Source organism: Parasphingorhabdus sp. SCSIO 66989 (genome assembly GCF_032852305.1).
Taxonomy (GTDB): domain Bacteria; phylum Pseudomonadota; class Alphaproteobacteria; order Sphingomonadales; family Sphingomonadaceae; genus Alterisphingorhabdus; species Alterisphingorhabdus coralli.
The window spans coordinates 1,021,199-1,039,746 of sequence record NZ_CP136594.1; the positions used below are offsets into that span (position 1 = coordinate 1,021,199).

Genomic DNA, 18,548 nt, shown 5'->3' on the forward strand with positions numbered 1-18,548 from the left:
TTTTTCTGAGCTGTTCTATAGGCCTATGGTGCGCTGGTCTCAATTGGCATTTGCATATTGCGGCAAGGGTTCCGGGCGCGGATAGAGCTCGTCCATCGGTCTGGATTTGCCATCATCCTGCACCACCCGCACATGCATCCGCCGCAGCCCTCGCGGTTCGCCCACACCGCAGCTATGCGCAATGACTTCAACTTCATGCACCAGATTATGATGGTAGCTCGCAACCTTGGCCTTTTTATCCTCCGGGTTGAGGCCGCGCTGCAGTCGCGGATTATGGGTGGTGATCCCGGTGGGGCAGGTATTCTTGTTGCACTTCAGCGCCTGGATACAGCCGAGTGAGAACATGAAACCACGCGCGGTGTTGATGAAATCGGCACCTGCTGCCAGCGCCAGCGCGACACCGGCGGGCGTAATCATCTTGCCCGATGCAATGATGCGGATACGGTCACGCAGGCCATAGCGATGGAAAATGTCGGACAGCATCGGCAGGCTTTCCTTGATCAGCAAGCCGACATTGTCGATCAGCGGCATCGGTGCCGCGCCCGTACCACCATCGCCGCTGTCGAGGGTGAAGAAGTCGGGCGCGCTTTCTATACCGCGTTCATGAATTGCCTCGCATAGTTCTTCGACCCAGCCATAGGCGCCGAGCACGGCCTTGATGCCGACGGGCTTGCCAGTGACATCACGGACATGATTGATGAAATCGAGCAGGTCATCGATCGAATTAATCTCCGGGTGGCGATTGGGTGATATCGAGGCTTCGCCGATCGGGATGCCGCGTGTCTCGGCAATCACCTCGGTAACCTTGGCACCCGGCAAGATGCCGCCCTTGCCGGGCTTCGCGCCCTGGCTGAGCTTGATCTCGAACATCCGCACCTGCTCATGCGCGGCGACTTTGCGCAGTTTGTCATCATTGAGCGAGCCGTCATCATTGCGCACGCCATATTTGGCGGTGCCGATCTGGAACACCAGATCACAGCCACCTTCCAGGTGATAAGGCGAGATCGCGCCTTCACCGGTATTGAGCCAGCAGCCAGCGATTTTCGCACCATGGCTGAGCGCGCGGACGGCCGGCACCGACAGCGCGCCAAAGCTCATCGCCGAGATATTGAAAAAGGACGGAGCGTCATAGGGAATGGCGCAATAAGGGCCGATCCGCAGTGGCTTTGTTTCGGCACGGTCCTGATCGAGCACAGGGAAGGGGCAATTGACAAAGATTGCGGTCCCCGGAGGCGCGAGGCTTTTGGTTGAGCCAAAGGCGACGGTATTGCCTTCGCCCTTGGCCGCGCGGCCAACCCATTCGCGCTCGGCACGATTGAACGGCAGTTCCTCGCGATCCATGGCGAAGAAATATTGCCGGAAAAACTCGCCCAAAGAACTGAAAAGATAGCGGAAGCGGCCAATAACCGGATAGTTACGCCGCACCGCGTCCTTGGTCTGGGTGATGTCGATAACGAACATCACCACAATTGCTGCCAGGATCAGGCCGATGATAAAAACCAATATGGAAGTCATGCGGCCGAGCGTTTCCAGCGCGTCCAGATTGCCAATCACGTTCATGATATCTTGTTCCATCGGCCTATCTCCCGTTCAGGCAAAAAGCGGCTGGCTGGCGCAATGCAGGCTGCCTCCGCCGCTTAATATCGCCGAAGCGGGCAGCGGTAAAATGCTTTTATCGGGCCATATGGCCTGTAACGCGTCCACTATCGCCTGATCATATGGTGTGCCGTAAACCGGGACAAAGACGGCCCGATTACCGACTACAAAATTCATATGCGATGCGGGCTGGACGATGCCTTCACTCTCCACCCGCCCGGGCGAGGGCAGCCGGATAGTCTCTAGACCAAATGCCGCGGCGCGGTCAGCGGCATCAGCATAGATATCGGCATTGGGATCATCGCCGCCAGATGCTTCAGGAACTGCCAGCACACCGGGTGCAACAAAGCGGGCAAGATTATCAACATGGCCGTCAGTATGGTCATTGATCAACCCGTCACCAAGCCAGAGAAGCCGCTCTATGCCCAAGGCTGCGCGCAACGCATCTTCTATATCCTCGCGCCGCATTTGCGGGTTGCGATTGGGGTTGAGCAGGCATTGTTCGGTGGTCACGCCCAATCCCCTGCCATCGACATCAATCGCGCCGCCCTCCAATATCCAGCCATGATGGTTGGTTGGAAGACCTGCGTCTTTGGCCAGATCGACGCCAATGGTCTCGTCCCCAGCAATCCGATATTTGCCACCCCAGCCATTGAAACGGAATATCTGCGCCCGCCGACTGCCATCGGGAGCGCGCGTCACTAAAGGTCCGGTATCCCGCAGCCAGATGTCGCCATATTCTGCCGGGCTACATTGCACGACAGGATCAACCAGCGATTGGGCAAGGGCCAGGTTACTTGCATTACGGCAGATCAAAGATACAGCCTCACCGCTGGCCGCAACGGCATTGGCAAAACCTGCAACCTCGCGCTGCGCCGCCTCCAATTGGCCCGGCCATTCAGTCGCATCATGGGGAAACCCGATCCACAGCTTCTCATGAGGCTCCCATTCGGCGGGTAGGCGGTTGGGCATGGGAATGGGTATCCTGAATACTTTTTTGGGATAGAACGATATGCCAGCCGCTTGCCAGATGCTCTGGTTGGAGACAAGCAGGCATTGCTATCCAAGCATTTGCAGCACATATTGCCCCGTAGCGTTGTTGATGGCCATATAGCTGCCCGTAATGGCGCAACAGACAACAGGGATCTCAGTGACCGCAAAAAAAGCCAGCCTTTCTGATAGCGAGTTCAAGGCTGCGCTGGCGGAGACTGTGCCGCATTTGCGGGCCTATGGACGCTCGCTTTCGGGTAATCGCGATGTTGCTGATGATCTGGTGCAGGAGGCGCTGCTCCGCGCCTGGAGTGCGCGCGAGCGGTTTGAGGCGGGGACCAATATCCGCGCCTGGACCTTTATCATTTTGCGCAATGTGTTCCTGTCGCAGATGCGGCGGAACAAATTTGTCGGCGAATGGGATGAGCTCGCCAGCGACCGGATATTGTCGGCCTCGGGGCAGCAGGATGCGCAGCTTAATCTGGCGGATGTGCAACGGGCTTTGGGGCTGTTGCCCGAGAGCCAGAGAGAGGCTTTGATATTGGTCGGCGCTGGTGGCTTTTCTTATGAGGAAGCGGCCGAGATTTGCGATGTAGCACTCGGTACGATCAAGAGCCGGGTCGCGCGTGGTCGGGCGGCGCTGGCGACGATTTTGGATGGTGATAATCTGGAGCGATTGGCCGAGGCCGGGAAGCGTGGTGATAATCCGTTGCGCGAGATTATGGCCGAGCTCGATCTGTTGAGCGGTGGCCGCTCTGATGTGAATGGTCAATCGGATACAGGCATCCAAGAGGAATAGCGCTGTTGGCGGATGATCTAACAGTTTCATGGTCTGATGCCATTGCCCGCGCTGAAGCGCATGCACCGTTTTTACGACGGATGATGGAGATGCGCCCCGATCTGGTCAGCGATATTCGCGCCGGGAAACTGGATGCTGCGATGCAACGCGCCTTGGCACTTCAGCCATCCACCATAGACGAAGCGGGCATGGCAAATCTGGTTATCGCGCGGCAATTGCGGCTGGCGCGCGGTGATATGATGCTGGCTCTTGCTTTAGGTGATCTGGCGGGGGCGCTGTCATTTCAACAGGTGGCTCGGGCGCTCTCCGATTTTGCCGATGTCTGCCTGCAATCCGCGCTGGAGAGCATTTTTGCCCGTCGATATGACTGTGCGCCAACGGGATTTGCAGTGATCGCGCTGGGTAAGCTTGGTGGGCATGAGCTCAACTATTCGAGCGATATTGATCCGATCTTCCTGTTTGACCCGGAAACCATGCCATCGCGGCGCAAGGAGACACCGCATGATGCAGCGCAGCGTGTCGGGCGCGAGCTGATCGCACTGCTCTCGGAGCGGGACGGCGATGGCCATGTCTTTCGTGTTGATATGCGCTTGCGACCGGAATCAGAAGTCAGCCCGATGGTGCTGCCGATCCGCAGCGCCATCAGCCATTATGAATCGCGGGCGCTGACTTGGGAGCGCGCGGCGTTCATTCGCTCGCGTCAGGCGGCAGGGTGTGAAACGCTGGGCCAGTATTTTCTGCAAGAGATACAGCCCTTTGTCTGGCGGCGCAGTCTCGACTTTGGCACCATTGATGCGATTGGCGAGCTGACCCGGCGCATCCGCGCGCATCACAAGGGTGAGCAACTGCCAGCGCCCGGCTTTAACCTGAAAACCGGGCGCGGCGGTATCAGAGAGATTGAGTTTTTCGCGCAATCGCAGCAGCTTGTCCACGGCGGGCGTAACCCTGAACTGCGCTCGGGCAATACGCTCGAAGCATTGGCCGCATTAGCGACAGAGCAGATCATTGCTGGCGATCAGGCGGAGGCACTGTCGCAAAGCTATGTGAAGCTACGCACCATCGAGCATCGGCTGCAAATGGTGGAAGACCGGCAAACCCATAGCCTGCCTGAGGATATGCCTGCGTTAAACAACGTAGCACAGTTGCACGGTCTGGCTGATAGTGAAGTGCTAATCCAGCAGCTGCGTTCGGTCTGTTCTATGGCCAGTACGCATTATGATGATTTGCTGGTGCGACAGGGCGTCGCAACAGGCGCAGACCCGGATGAAGATGAGGGAGTGTCATTGTTTTCCGATGAGGAGCCGGTTCTGATTGCAGAGTTGAGCGATATGGGGTTCGCCGATCCGAAATCTATTGCCGGGCGTCTTGCCGACTGGCGCTCGGGCAAAGTCAAGGCGCTGCGCACGCCGCAAAGCCGTGCGGCTTTTGAGAACCAGATCGGTGCGCTTTTTGCCGCGATCCGAGAAGAACAGGGCGATGTGGATGCCATCAATCGGCTTGATTCCATGCTGCAGCAATTGCCGAGCGTGTTGGACCTGTTCCACCTGCTGGCTGCACGTCCTGCGCTGATCGGTATATTGGCGCGGCTATTGTGCCATGCGCCTGCGCTTTCCAAGGCGCTGGCGATGCGCGCCAGCCTGATTGACGGTATTGTCGATGCCAGCATATTTGACCGACAGGATGACTTGGCAGCGATCATTGCCGAGCTTGAGCAGCGCGATGGTTGCGATGATCTCGGCCTGATGCTCGAACGGGTGGCGACCGATATCGCCGAGCGCCGCTTTGCCATAGGCGTGCAACTGATCGAGGGACGCACCGATCCGCTGGATGCGGCGCTGGACTATAGCCGCATCGCCGAAGCGACGATTGCGGTGGTGACGGATCGGGTAACGCAGGAGTTTGTGCAACAACATGGCCAAGTGCCGGGGGGCGAGCTGGTGATATTGGCGATGGGGCGGTTGGGCGGCGAGGCGCTGACCCATGCGTCCGATCTTGATCTCGTCTATCTCTTTACCGGCGCGCATGATGCACGATCCGATGGTCCCAAACCGCTGAGCGGTACGCAATATTTCAATCGCCTGGCTCAGCGAGTCAGCGCGGGGCTGTCGCTGCCGACGGCAACCGGGCCGCTTTACGAGGTCGATACCCGCCTGCGGCCATCGGGGATGCAGGGCTTGCTTGCTGCTTCGATGGAGAGTTTTTGGGACTATCAGCGCAAAAAGGCATGGACCTGGGAGCATATGGCGCTGTGTCGGGCGCGGCCGGTCTATGGCTCACAACAGGCGCGCAATGGCTTGTCACACGGTATCGCTGGTCTGTTGGGCAGTGGCCGGGTAGCCGAGGCTATCGCTAAGGATGCACTGGCGATGCGTGGCGATATGGCCAAAGCCAAGCCACCCAAAGGACCATGGGATGCCAAGCTGGCAGGCGGGGCTCTGGTCGATCTCGAATTCTGCATCCACACCCAGCAGCTTATTCATGGCCAGGGCCTGTCGCCGCATCTGGGACAAGCGCTGGCGATGCTGGTCGATCACAAGCTGCTTTCGCCTGATTTGATCGAAGCACATAATTTTCTCACCCGGCTATTGGTGATGTCGCGGCTGGTGACGCCACAGGATAACAGCCCTGCCGAAGCTTCCCGGCCTTTGGTGGCGCAGGCCTGCGGGATGACCCAGTGGGACGAGGTGACCGAACATTATCAGTACTACACGGATATTGTTCGCGCCGCGCGCATTGCCATATTGGGCGCGATACCCACATTGGACCACGGCTAGATTTTGAGGGAGCAGAATATGAGCGAAGATCAGACAGGACAGGCCATTCCAGACGTCACCATGGTGCGGCCGGACGGTTCAGAAGTGTCGGCATCGGACTATAAGGGCAAGCCATGGGTGCTGTATTTCTACCCCAAAGACGATACCCCGGGCTGCACCAAGGAAGCCTTGCAATTCACCGAGCTCAAGCCTGAATTCGACAAGCTGGGTGTGAGCATTCTCGGCGTGTCCAAAGACCCGCCGAAAAAGCATACCAAGTTTATCGACAAGCATGATCTTGCCATTGAACTCGCCTCGGATGAGGAAGTGGAAATGGCGGAAGCCATGGGCGTGTGGGTTGAGAAAAGCATGTATGGCAAGACCTATATGGGTCTTGAGCGTTCGACTTTTCTGATCGATGCCGAGGGCAAGATCGCCAAGGCTTGGCGCAAGGTGAAGGTCAAGGAGCATGGCGCGGCGGTGCTGGAAGCCGCGCGCGAGTTGGTTGCTTGAATGCACTAAGCCCCTCCCTTTTAGGGGAGGGGTTGGGGTGGGGGCGTTCAACAAGCGCTGCGCAAGTGGATATCCCCCACCCCGCTGCGACTAAACTCGCTGCGCTCATTAAGTCTCGCTGCCCCTCCCCTAAAGGAGGAGGGGCTTAAAGGAGCCTGATATGCAATCCGTAGGTGAAGCCTGTCGCTCGGTTCTGGCTGCTGCAGACCCGCGTGATAAGGTGATGGCAGCGCGTTTTGCGGCGCGCCAATGGCGATTGGGTCGGTTGAGCGCTGAATGTTCGGTCGCCATGCCTGATTATCCGGCACGACCAGATCAGCCCGAATTGCTGCCGCCCAATAAAATGCCGAAACGCGGTAAGGGCGGATCGGAACGGGGGCGGATCGCGCTGTTGCACGCACTGGCGCATATTGAGTTTTCCGCCATCGACCTCGCCTTCGACCTGATCGGCCGTTTTGGCGGGCTATTCCCCGAGGAGTTTATCTCCGACTGGATGCGCGTCGGGGCCGATGAGGCGATGCATTTCGCGCTGCTCGACCGGCGGTTGAAACAGATGGGCAGCCATTATGGCGCATTGCCCGCGCATGATGGCCTGTGGGAGGCTGCACATGCCACGCGGCATGATGTTCAGGCGCGGCTCGCCGTGGTGCCGATGGTGCTTGAAGCGCGGGGTCTGGATATCACTCCGGCAACGGTTACTCGATTCGAAAATCAGGGTGATATGGCCTCGGCCAAGATTCTGAATCGCATCTATCATGATGAAATTCGGCATGTTTGGGCCGGAACGCGCTGGTTTGAATATGGCTGTCAAGCACAGAATCTCGACCCGGCAAAAAGCTGGCAAAATTTGGTTTCTGTTTACTTTCGTGGTTCGCTGAAACCGCCATTTAACGACTCAGCGCGTGAGTCAGCCGGTTTAACGCGAGAATATTACGCGCCCCTTGCGCAGGACTGAAATATAATTTTACCTCTACGTCATAGAGATAATGAAAAGCGCACGGATTTAACGCTGCTGTGTTCTGAATCAAAAAGCGGTTCGAGCCACAGTCAGATTAAGAGATAAAAATAAACCCTTAAGAGGTCGTATGACAGAATTTTCGCAAGTTACTTTGACCTATATCAAGAAAGCGGTAGTTTCTGCTGCTTCTCTCATGATTCTGGTCTCTGCGCCAGCAATGGCAACCGGTCCGGCAGCGCCGACCGACATTGCTGACAAGGTTGCAGAGAAGAACAGCGATGTCACACCGCTCGGCGCAGCAGACGAAGATTTTCGGGCGCTTTTTGCCAATTGGCAGAAGCGTGATGACCAGAATATGGGTAAAGTCGCCATCCCGTCGCGCCTGCCGGTTGATAAATTTCGCCTTACCAGCCGCTATGGCTATCGCGAAGACCCCTTCCGCGGCCGCCGCAAGCGCCATAAAGGCATTGATATGGCAGCGCCGATTGGCACGCCTATCTATGCCACTGCCGATGGTGTTGTCGGTCGTGCCCAATGGGTAAGCGGCTATGGCAAATATATCGAGATTGAGCATGGCGGCGATATTCAGACCCGCTATGGCCATATGTCGCGCCTCAATGTCGCTCCTAACCAAAAGGTGAAACGCGGCGATTTGATCGGCTTTATGGGTTCCACAGGTCGCTCGACAGGTAGCCATTTGCATTATGAAGTGCGGATCAATGGCGAGCCGGTTAACCCGGAACCGTTTCTGCGTTCTTCCACCTATCTGCTGGCGATGCAGGATCGTCTGAATCAGGGCCAGGGTGGTCCAGAGGAAAACGAGGCTGAATAAGCCGTTACGTGATGCGAACAGAATTTAAGGGGGCTTCGGCCCCCTTTTTCGTGTCTGTACCCGAGTGAAAGCGCAGAACGGCATTGATTTAATCGTCTGATTAAACAATGATCGCAGTTAGCAAAAAGCACAAGAATCGGCAAAAAGCCGAACGACATATAGGAGAAGCCTATGCATCCTTCGGTGCACGCCGAAGCGCAGGGGGACAAGCCTGCGCTGATTATGGCGGGGAGCGGTGAGACCGTGACCTATAGCCAGCTTGATCGCCGTTCCAATCGCGCCGCGCATCTGTTCCGTTCGCGCGGCCTGGAGATTGGCGACACCATTGCCATCTGCATGGAAAACCAGCTGCATTATTTTGATATGGTCTGGGGCGCGCAACGGGCGGGGCTGGTTTATGTCGCTATCTCCAATCGCCTGACCGCGCCGGAGATCGCCTATATCCTGAAAGACAGCGGCGCAAAGCTGCTGGTAACCTCCACCTCCATGGCGCATCTGCTGGACGAGCTGCAGCAACAGGCGCCTGATGTTGAGCAACTTGTCTTCGGCAGGGATGGTGACGACGATGCCGATGCGATTTTCCGCACCATGCCCGATACCCCGATTGCCGATGAGCGTGGCGGGGTGGATATGCTCTATTCCTCCGGCACTACGGGCAAGCCGAAGGGCATCCGCCTGCCGCTGCCCGAAGACCCGGATATCGCCGCGACCAACGCGCTGTTGATGCTGTGTGTCGGCGCTTTTGGGCTTAATGGCGATGCTGTCTATCTCTCGCCTGCGCCTCTTTATCACGCCGCGCCGTTACGCTGGTGCATGGCGATTCATAAGCTGGGCGGCACGGTGATTGTGATGGAGAAATTCGACCCGGAACATGCACTGCAACTGATCGAAAAGTACAAGGTCACCGACAGCCAATGGGTGCCGACACATTTTGTCCGCATGCTTAAGCTGCCTGAAGAGGTGCGCGCCAAATATGATGTGTCGAGCCTGAAATGCGCGGTCCATGCCGCTGCGCCTTGCCCGATCCCGATCAAAGAGGCGATGATCGATTGGTGGGGACCGGTAATTTACGAATATTATGCCGGCACCGAGGGCAATGGCTTTACCTTCCTGAAAAGCGAAGAGTGGCTCGCGCATAAAGGCTCGGTCGGCAAATCGCTGCTCGGCACCATCCGCATCTGTGACGAGGAAGGCGATGAAGTGCCAGTCGGCGAGGAAGGCCAGATCTTCTTCGAGGGCGGCGGTGCCTTCACCTATCATAATGACCCGGAGAAGACGAAAAGCGCCGCCAACAAGCATGGTTGGACCTCGCTTGGCGATGTCGGCAAGGTTGATGAAGAGGGCTATCTCTACCTCACCGACCGCAAGAGCTTTATGATCATTTCCGGCGGGGTGAATATCTATCCGCAAGAGATCGAAAATCTGCTGGTAACGCATGAAAAAGTCGCTGATGCCGCCGTAATCGGCGCACCCGACCCGGACTTTGGCGAAAAGGTGGTCGCCGTGGTGCAACCACTCAATCCGGCGCATGCGGGCGAGGCACTGGCCGACGAACTGCACGCCTTTATGGAGCAGAGCCTGTCGCGGGTGAAAATGCCGAAACAGATCGATTTCCGCGAAGAACTGCCGCGTCATGCCACCGGCAAGCTCTACAAGCGGCTGTTGCGCGATGAATATTGGGGCAAGTCGGACAGCAAGATCGTCGCATGAGCATGGCAACCGCCCTTGACCTAAATCTCCGCGCCGAGGAGCCGGAGGATCAGGCGGCGATCCATGATCTCACCAAACGCGCTTTTGCCCCCATGCCCTATGCTGATGGCGATGAGCAGGATCTGGTAGACGCGTTGCGCGCAGCCGGGGCTTTGGCGATCTCGCTGGTTGCCGAGAGCGAAGGCCGCGTTGTCGGGCATGTGGCTTTCTCTCCGGCCGTTGCTGCGGATGGTGCATCCGGCTGGTATGCCCTCGGCCCGGTCTCGGTTGAACCGGAGGTGCAGAAGACGGGCATTGGCAGCGCGCTGATCAATTCCGGTCTGGATATGCTGCGCCATCGCAATGCGGCTGGGTGCGTGCTGGTTGGGAACCCTGATTATTATCACCGTTTCGGCTTCCGGCCTGCGCCGCAATGCTGCCCGGGCGGCGAACCGGCAGAATATTATCAGCTATTGCCCATGGGTCAGCCGAGACCCGATGGCATTATCGGCTTTCATCCCTTGTTTCATGCCGCACAGAGTTGATGGGGAGAATGCTATGATAACCGAAAGCCCCCACATTCCGCAGGAGCGCGCCGAGGCTGTGCTGGACCCTGCAACCTATAGCGACTGGGACGGCGCGCTGGATCAGTTTGACTGGCTGCGCGATCATATGCCTGTCGGCCGCATGGTTGCCAGCGATGACAGCTTTGAGCCGTTCTGGCTGGTGACGCGCTATGAGGATGTCATGCGCATTTCCAAGGACAATGCCGGTTTCCTCAACAATCCGCGCCCCGTGGTCTTTGCCAGCAAGAAGATGACCGAGTTTTCGCTGGCCGCAACCGGCAGCAATATGCTGGTCGACTCGCTGGTGGTGTTCGATGCGCCGGTGCATATGAAATATCGCAAGCTGACACAGGAATGGTTCATGCCCAAGAACCTGAAACAGCTTGAGGCCGAGATTACTGCGCTGGCCGAAAAGACGGTGGATCGACTGATCGCCAATGGCCCCGAGGTCGATTTCGTGCAGCAAGTTGCCGCGCCCTATCCGCTGCATGTGGTGATGCAGATATTGGGCGTGCCCGAAGAGGATGAGGAGCGAATGCTGTTTCTCACCCAGCAGATGTTCGGTGGGCAGGATGAAGATTTGTCGGGCAGCGGCATGGCCGATATGACCGAGGAGCAGATTATCCAGATCGTCTCCGGCTCGGTGACCGCGTTTGAAACCTATTTTGCTCAGGTCACCGCCGAGAAACGTGCCAACCCGACTAACGATGTCGCCAGCGTCATCGCCAATGCCAAAGTCGACGGCGCGCCGCTGGGCGACCGCGAAATGGCGGGCTATTACATCATCGTCGCCACCGCCGGGCACGACACCACTTCCGCCTCAACCGCCGGGGCGATGCAGGCGCTGGCACAAGACCCGGAGCAATGGGCGCGGGTGCGGGAAGACCGTTCACTGCTCCCTGGCATTGTCGAGGAAGCGATCCGCTGGACCACACCGGTGCAGCATTTTATGCGCACCGCGGCAGAAGATTGCGAGATTGGCGGCGTGCCGATAGCCAAAGGTGACTGGCTGATGATCAACTATGTTGCCGCCAATCATGACCCGGCAATATTCGACAATCCGCGCAGCTTTGATGCGGCGCGCTCACCCAATCGCCATCTGGCCTTTGGGGCGGGTGCGCATCAGTGTCTTGGCCTGCATCTGGCACGGCTCGAGATGCGGATATTGTTTAACGCCCTGCTGGACCGTATAGAGAGTCTGGAACTGGCAGGTGAACCGCAACGGGCCAAGTCGATCTTTGTCGGCGGCCTCAAGACATTACCGCTCAAAATTACCGCAAGTTAAAATTCCCCACCCAAGGAGAGAGACAATGACAACACTCTATAAAAATCTGATCAATGGCGAGATGGTCACCACCGATACCACGCTCGAAGTGCTCAACCCGGCCAATGAGGAAGTGATCGGGCTGGTGCCCAGCTGTGGCGCCGCAGAGCTCGACCAGGCCGTCGCCGCCGCGCGCGCCGCGTTCAAGAGCTGGTCGAAAACCCCGATTGAGGAGCGCCAGAAGGTGGTGCAGGGCATTTCCAAGGCGATCAGCGACAATATGGACGAGCTTTTCCGCCTGCTGACCAGCGAGCAGGGCAAGCCACATGCTCAGGCGCAGCAGGAAATTGGCGGCGCCGCGGCCATGTCCGGCGCGCAGGCGACGCTGACGCTCGAAGATGAAGTCAATGAGGACAGCGACACCCGTTTGTCGCGCACCCGCCGCGTGCCGGTCGGCGTGGTCGGCGGTATCGTGCCGTGGAACTTCCCGGTGATGATGGCAGTGCAAAAGATTGCCCCGGCGCTGGTTTCAGGCTGTACCATCGTGCTCAAACCATCGCCGTTTACCCCGCTGGCGACGCTGCGTCTGGCCGAGCTTATCAAGGATGTGGTGCCTGCTGGCGTGGTCAACATCATTACCGGTGAGGACAATCTCGGCCCGCTGATCACCGAGCATCCCGATATCGACAAGATCACCTTCACCGGCTCCACCGCTACGGGCAAGAAGATCATGGAAGGCGCGTCGAAAGACCTCAAACGCATCACGCTGGAGCTGGGCGGCAATGACGCCTCGATCGTGCTCCCCGATGCCGATGTTGAAAAGGTCGCCGAACAGCTGTTCTGGTCAAGCTTCACCAATGCCGGTCAGGTGTGCATCGCCGCCAAGCGCATCTATATCCATGAGGACATCTACGATGACCTCTCCGCTGCGATTGCCGAATATGCCAAGCATGTGAAGGTCGGCGACGGCGCACAACAGGGCACCGCGGTCGGCCCGATCCAGAACAAAAAGCAATATGAGCGCGTGCTCGAGCTGATCCAGGACGCCAAGGACAATGGCTATCAGTTCCTTGTCGGTGGTGACGAGGGCGACCCGTCAGGCACCGGCTATTATGTGCCGATCACCATCCTCGACAACCCGCCAGAGGACGCGCGTATCGTCGCCGAGGAACAGTTCGGCCCGGTCATGCCTCTGATGAAATTCTCCACCGTCGATGAAGCCATCGAACGCGCCAATGCGTCCGAATATGGCCTTGCCGGTGCGGTCTGGACCTCGGATGTCGACAAGGGCGTCGAAGTCGCCGAGCAGATGGAAACCGGTACTGTCTGGGTGAATGAATTTATGCACCTGTCGCCCTTCGTACCGTTCGGCGGCCACAAGCAATCCGGCTTTGGCGCCGAATATGGCAAGGAAGGCCTGCTCGAATTCACCTATCCGCAGGTGATTACGGTGAAGCGGGAAGCTGCTGCTTAAATAAAAAGCCAGAACCAAGATAAGAAAGGGAGGCCATTGTGCCTCCCTTTCTTTTCTTGTGTTCCTGCGTGTTTCAGCGGGCAACAAAACCTCCATTGATAAACAGCGTTTGTGCGGTCACCCAGCGGCTTTCTTCGGACGCAAGGAAGTCGATAAGCGGGACAATATCCTCGATCTCGCCAAGCCTACCCAGTGGCGACATGCTTTTAAGAAGGGCTGTCGAATGCTCATTTTCCTCGCCATGGAAAAAGGGTGTATCAATCGGGCCTGGCGAAACCGTGTTGACCGTAATGCCGCGGTCGCCAATCTCTTTAGCCAAGGCCCGGGTAAAGTCCTCCAGCGGTGCTTTTGATCCGGCATAAAGGCCATAAAGGCCCGTCGTTGCGCCGAGCAGGCTGGTGCCGATATTGATGATGCGGCCATTATCGGAAATCACTTTTGCGGCTTCCTGCATGACAAAAAACGGTGCCTTGGTATTGATTCCGAATAGCGTGTCGAATTCTTCTTCACTGACGTCCGCGACAGGTTTTTTGAGTACGACACCAGCATTGTTGATTACGATATCAATGCGACCAAAGGCATCCATTGCGGCGACAAATATCGCTCTGACGGCGGGTGTTTGACTCAGATCACCTGATACGATAAGCGCTTTACTGCCCTGTTGTTGCACCAGCTGTGCGGTCTCTTCTGCATCACTGGCTGAACTGTCGCTATTGTGATGCACGACCACATCGGCACCGCGGCTTGCCAGTGCCACGGCAAAGGCACGGCCCATATTGCGGGCTGAGCCGGTAACCAAAGCGACTTTGCCTTTGAGGTCATTTGCTGCTGAATTTTCCATTGTCTGTCTCCTTCATTTTGCTGTTGCGCCGAACCATCTCGGCTACGATAAGAGACATAAGTCGTGCAGATACATGCATGTAGAGATAGATTTTTCATCTTATACATGCAAAAATCACATTTATGGATCGAGCAAGCGAACAACTCTTTCTCCGTGTAGTGGAGACAGGCAGTCTTAAAGCTGCGGCTGAGCAGATCGGGGCAGACCCATCGGCGGTGAGCCGCAAAATTGCAGGGCTAGAGCAGCGCTTGGGCGTAAAGCTGTTGCAACGCTCGACCAAACGGTCGACGCCAACCGAGGCCGGCGAGCAATACTATCGCGGTATGCGGCAGCTCGTGGATGCACAGGCAAGTCTTGAAGCAGAAGTGACCGGTATGGTGGATACGCCGACCGGGTTGCTGCGTGTCACAGCCCCGGTTGATTTTGGTGCGCGCTTTGTCACTCCAGTGTTGAGTGATTTGCAAGAGGATTATCCCGATTTGTGTGTAGAGTTGCTGTTGGGCAGCAGTTTTTCCGATTTGCGTGAGCAGGGCATAGATGTTGCGGTGCGTATTGGCCAATTGCCCGACTCCAGCCTGATAGCGCGCAGATTGGGTGCGGTACCACGGGTGCTTGTAGCTTCACCAGATTATCTGAGTAGGCATGGCGCTCCGAGCGATCCCGAAGAACTGTCAGACCATAGGTTTGTCTTTTACCGCCCTGGCCAGCGCGACGAGAAAATCACTTTGCAGCAAGGCGATGCGACAAAATCCATAACCGTTTCGGGCAGTTTCAGTGCAAACAGCATAACCGCGATACGCGCGCTGGTTGTGGCAGGGCGGGGTATCCATCTTGGGCCGCATTGGGCGTTTGAGAAAGAGATCGCGAGCGGCGAGGTGGTCTGTCTCTTTGAGAATTTTCAGCTCCCGGCCTATCCTCTGCATACGCTATATATTGCTGGTGGTTTTGTTCCGGCAAAGGTGCGGACTTTTATTGATCGCATGGCAAAAGCGGTCCGACAGAGTTTGGTGTTGGACTAATCTGGCGCTGGACAAAGCTTCCCCATTGACCCCTTCCAGCGCAGAGTTTAATCAATCGATTAAACAAGACAATCACATAGGAGAATCATGATGGCGGAAGCGTATATTGTTGATGCTGTGCGCACGGCGGGTGGTCGGCGCGGCGGGCGTTTGGCCGGGGTGCATCCGGTGGATCTGGGTGCAGCGGTGTTTGATGCGATTGGTGAGCGCAACGACTTTGACACCAAGGCGATTGACGATGTTATCACCGGCTGTGTGATGCAGGGCGGGCAGCAGACCATGGATGTCGGCCGCAATGCGGTGCTGGCTTCCAATCTGCCCGATTCCATCCCCGCCGTGACGATTGACCGGCAATGTGGTTCTTCGCAACAGTCTATCCAGTTTGCCGCACAGGCGGTGATGTCCGGCACCCAGGATGTAGTGTTGGCCAGCGGTATCGAAAGCATGACCCGCGTGCCCATGGGTTCCACTGCGGCGCTGTTTATGAAAGAGGGCCTCGGCAATTATAAGTCGGAGCGTCTGGAAGAGGCTTATCCCGGCGTGATGTTCAGCCAGTTTGATGGTGCAGAGATGATCGTCGAGAAATATGGCCAGACCAAGGATGACCTCAACGAATACTCGCTGGAAAGCCACAAGCGCGCGGCCAAGGCGGTTGAAAGTGGGGCGTTTGACAATGAGATCGTGCCGGTAAAGGTCGAGACTCCCGAAGGCGAGGAGATGCACAAGGTCGATGAAGGCATCCGCTTTGATGCTTCGCTCGAAGGCATATCCGGGGTGAAAACGGTCAAGGAAGGTGGCTATATCTCGGCGGCCAATGCCAGCCAGATTTGCGACGGCGCGTCGGCGGTGCTGGTGGTCAGCGAACAGGCGCTGAAAGACCATGGCCTGACCCCGCGTGCGCGCATCCACAACCTCACCGTTACCGGCGGCGATCCCGTGATCATGCTTGAAGAGCCGCTATTCGCCACCGATCGCGCGCTGGAGCGGGCGGGGATGAATATCGACGATATTGATCTGTATGAGGTCAATGAAGCCTTTGCTCCCGTGCCGCTCGCCTGGATGAAGCATACCGGCGGCAGCCATGACAAGCTCAACGTCAATGGCGGCGCGATTGCGCTCGGCCACCCGCTCGGTGCCTCGGGAACCAAGCTGATGGCGACCCTGCTCAATGCACTGGAAGCCCGAGGCGGCAAATATGGTCTGCAAACCATGTGCGAAGGCGGTGGCCAGGCCAATGTCACGATTATCGAGCGGCTGGGGTGATTCCTTACCTCTCCCTTCAAGGGAGAGGTCGCGAGACTTGGCGGCTTGTCCGCCTAGTCGCAGCGGGAGAGGGCCCCTCTCCAATTCCGACTAACCAGCCCGTTCGGGGCTGCTAAGTCTTCATATCCTCTCCCTTGAAGGGAGAGGAAAACACGGAGCAAGAAAGAATATGGAACTCAACAATAGCATTTCAGCCGTTATCACCGGTGGCGCATCGGGTCTCGGCGCAGCCACCGCAAAACGCCTTGCCGAAAAGGGCGTCAAAGTTGCCCTGTTCGATCTCAACGAAGAAAAAGGCGAAGCACTCGCGGCTGAACTTGGCGGCACCTTCTGCAAGGTGAATGTCACCGAGGAAGAAAGCGTTGATGCCGGTTTTGAAAAGGCGCGCGCCGCCAATGGGCAGGAGCGTATCCTCGTCAATTGCGCCGGTATCGGCAATGCGATCAAGACCGCCAGCCGGTCCAAGGAAGATGGTTCGATCAAGCATTTCCCGCTCGATGCGTTCAACTTTGTTATTCAGGTTAATCTTGTCGGCACTTTCCGCTGTATCGCCAAATCGGCAGCGGGCATGCTGACGCTTGATCCGCTGGAAAATGGTGACCGCGGCGCAATGGTCAACACCGCATCGGTCGCGGCCGAAGATGGCCAGATCGGCCAGGCGGCCTATTCCGCTTCCAAGGGTGGCGTGGTTGGCATGACCTTGCCGATTGCCCGTGATCTGTCGCGCGAAGGCATCCGGGTTAACACCATTTTGCCGGGTATTTTCGATACGCCGCTGCTCGCCGGTGCGCCGCAAAATGTGCGTGATGCGCTGGGCGCGATGGTGCCGCATCCGCCGCGTCTGGGTATCCCCGATGAGTATGCCAAGCTTGCCTTGTGCATGATTGAGACCGGCTATTTCAACGGCGAAGATGTCCGCCTCGATGGCGGCATCCGCATGGCGCCACGGTGACTTTAAAGCCCCTCCTCTTCAGAGGAGGGGTTGGGGTGGTGGCGAGACGAAGTCGAGCTCGCGACAGCGAATTCTTACCCAGCCGCGGCACCACCCCGCTGCGACTAAGGGCCTTACGGCCCTAAGTCTCACTGCCCCTCCTCTGAAGAGGAGGGGAGAGGAGATCGACATGACCGACTACACCCAAATCCGCTATGCTATTGCTGATGGTATAGCCACCATCACCCTCAACCGCCCGGACAAGATGAACGCCTTTACCGGCATCATGCAGCAGGAAATGTGCGCCGCCTTTGATGCTATCGACGCGGATGATGCGGTGCGGGCGGTTATTGTCACTGGCGAGGGCAAAGCTTTTTGCGCCGGGGCTGACTTGACCCCTGATGATGGCCGTCAAGTCTTTGCCAGTGAGGATGAGGTACCCGATCTGGCGGATGAACGCGTCCGCGATAGTGGCGGGCGGCTGACCTTGCGGATATTCCAGTGCACAAAGCCGGTGATCGCAGCGGTCAATGGCGCGGCGGTTGGCATTGGCGCGACGATGCAGCTGGCGATGGATTTCCGTCTCGCCAGTGAGAAGGCGAAATACGGTTTCGTCTTTGCCCGCCGCGGCATTGTTCCCGAGGCCGCCTCAAGCTGGTTCCTGCCACGCCTTGTCGGCATGCAGCAAGCAATGGAATGGTGCATGACCGGTCGGGTTTTCCCCGCAGAGGAAGCATTGGCCGGTGGTCTGATCCGTTCGATCCACGCGCCTGATGATCTGTTGCCAGCGGCGACCGCATTGGCGCGCGAGATTGCCGACAATACCGCGCCGGTCTCGGTGGCAATGACCCGGGCAATGTTGTGGCGCCTGTCTGCCGAGGAGCATCCCATGATGGCGCACCGTATAGACAGTCGTGCCATCTTCACCCGGGCGCGCTCGGCAGATGCCAAAGAAGGTATCGCCAGCTTCCTGGAAAAACGTGAGGCTGCCTATCCCGACAAGGTGTCGACAGATTTGCCCGACTTCTTCCCTTGGTGGGATGAACCTGACTATAAATAA

At 57.6% G+C, this 18,548-nt stretch carries 16 protein-coding genes; 13 read left to right on the forward strand and 3 right to left on the reverse strand.

Going from position 1 to position 18,548, the window contains the following annotated elements:
- Positions 1-39: 39 nt before the first annotated feature.
- Positions 40-1,575 carry an FMN-binding glutamate synthase family protein gene (locus RB602_RS04765; RefSeq protein ID WP_317083450.1) on the reverse strand — a complete coding sequence of 512 codons (1,536 nt, stop codon included), beginning with the start codon at positions 1,573-1,575 and terminating at the stop codon, positions 40-42.
- A 15-nt stretch (positions 1,576-1,590) separates the two neighbouring features.
- Positions 1,591-2,568: an agmatine deiminase family protein gene (locus RB602_RS04770; protein ID WP_317083451.1), complete on the reverse strand. Its 978-nt coding sequence runs from the start codon at positions 2,566-2,568 to the stop codon at positions 1,591-1,593.
- Between the two features lie 151 nt (positions 2,569-2,719).
- Here RB602_RS04770 and RB602_RS04775 point away from each other — a divergent pair, with 151 nt between their 5' ends.
- The 9 genes from RB602_RS04775 to RB602_RS04815 all read left to right on the forward strand — a co-directional run bounded on the left by RB602_RS04775 (position 2,720) and on the right by RB602_RS04815 (position 13,434).
- On the forward strand, positions 2,720-3,385 hold the full coding sequence (locus RB602_RS04775; RefSeq protein ID WP_406568391.1) for a sigma-70 family RNA polymerase sigma factor: 666 nt from the start codon (positions 2,720-2,722) through the stop codon (positions 3,383-3,385).
- 5 nt (positions 3,386-3,390) lie between these two features.
- Complete coding sequence (locus RB602_RS04780) at positions 3,391-6,159, forward strand: bifunctional [glutamine synthetase] adenylyltransferase/[glutamine synthetase]-adenylyl-L-tyrosine phosphorylase (RefSeq protein ID WP_317083454.1); 2,769 nt, start codon at positions 3,391-3,393, stop codon at positions 6,157-6,159.
- A gap of 18 nt (positions 6,160-6,177) precedes the next feature.
- Positions 6,178-6,651 carry a thioredoxin-dependent thiol peroxidase gene (bcp, locus tag RB602_RS04785; RefSeq protein ID WP_317083455.1) on the forward strand — a complete coding sequence of 158 codons (474 nt, stop codon included), beginning with the start codon at positions 6,178-6,180 and terminating at the stop codon, positions 6,649-6,651.
- Between the two features lie 160 nt (positions 6,652-6,811).
- The gene (locus RB602_RS04790) at positions 6,812-7,606 is read left to right on the forward strand and encodes a ferritin-like domain-containing protein (protein WP_317083456.1); all 795 of its coding nucleotides are present in this window, start codon (positions 6,812-6,814) and stop codon (positions 7,604-7,606) included.
- Between the two features lie 130 nt (positions 7,607-7,736).
- Entirely contained in the window at positions 7,737-8,441 is a 705-nt protein-coding gene (locus RB602_RS04795; RefSeq protein WP_317083458.1) for a M23 family metallopeptidase, read from the forward strand.
- Between the two features lie 171 nt (positions 8,442-8,612).
- Positions 8,613-10,151, forward strand: a complete 1,539-nt coding sequence (locus RB602_RS04800; protein WP_317083459.1) for an acyl-CoA synthetase — start codon at positions 8,613-8,615, stop codon at positions 10,149-10,151.
- Positions 10,148-10,675, forward strand: coding sequence for a GNAT family N-acetyltransferase (locus RB602_RS04805; protein WP_317083461.1), 528 nt, complete (start codon positions 10,148-10,150; stop codon positions 10,673-10,675). The genes RB602_RS04800 and RB602_RS04805 overlap by 4 nt, the downstream gene beginning before the upstream one ends.
- Before the next feature lie 13 nt (positions 10,676-10,688).
- Positions 10,689-11,981, forward strand: coding sequence for a cytochrome P450 (locus RB602_RS04810; RefSeq protein WP_317083463.1), 1,293 nt, complete (start codon positions 10,689-10,691; stop codon positions 11,979-11,981).
- 25 nt (positions 11,982-12,006) lie between these two features.
- Positions 12,007-13,434, forward strand: coding sequence for an aldehyde dehydrogenase family protein (locus RB602_RS04815; protein ID WP_317083464.1), 1,428 nt, complete (start codon positions 12,007-12,009; stop codon positions 13,432-13,434).
- 73 nt (positions 13,435-13,507) lie between these two features.
- Here RB602_RS04815 and RB602_RS04820 read toward each other — a convergent pair whose 3' ends face one another.
- Positions 13,508-14,275: an SDR family oxidoreductase gene (locus tag RB602_RS04820; RefSeq protein ID WP_317083466.1), complete on the reverse strand. Its 768-nt coding sequence runs from the start codon at positions 14,273-14,275 to the stop codon at positions 13,508-13,510.
- Positions 14,276-14,397: 122 nt separating this feature from the next.
- On the opposite strand from RB602_RS04820, the gene RB602_RS04825 reads away from it, so the two are divergent.
- From RB602_RS04825 to RB602_RS04840, 4 genes are all read left to right on the forward strand, one after another.
- On the forward strand, positions 14,398-15,294 hold the full coding sequence (locus RB602_RS04825) for a LysR family transcriptional regulator (protein WP_317083468.1): 897 nt from the start codon (positions 14,398-14,400) through the stop codon (positions 15,292-15,294).
- 90 nt (positions 15,295-15,384) lie between these two features.
- Positions 15,385-16,557 (forward strand): acetyl-CoA C-acetyltransferase, encoded by a 1,173-nt coding sequence (locus RB602_RS04830; protein WP_317084417.1) that lies wholly within the window; start codon positions 15,385-15,387, stop codon positions 16,555-16,557.
- 169 nt (positions 16,558-16,726) lie between these two features.
- Positions 16,727-17,509 carry an SDR family NAD(P)-dependent oxidoreductase gene (locus RB602_RS04835; RefSeq protein WP_317083470.1) on the forward strand — a complete coding sequence of 261 codons (783 nt, stop codon included), beginning with the start codon at positions 16,727-16,729 and terminating at the stop codon, positions 17,507-17,509.
- A 169-nt stretch (positions 17,510-17,678) separates the two neighbouring features.
- The gene (locus tag RB602_RS04840; protein WP_317083472.1) at positions 17,679-18,548 is read left to right on the forward strand and encodes a crotonase/enoyl-CoA hydratase family protein; all 870 of its coding nucleotides are present in this window, start codon (positions 17,679-17,681) and stop codon (positions 18,546-18,548) included.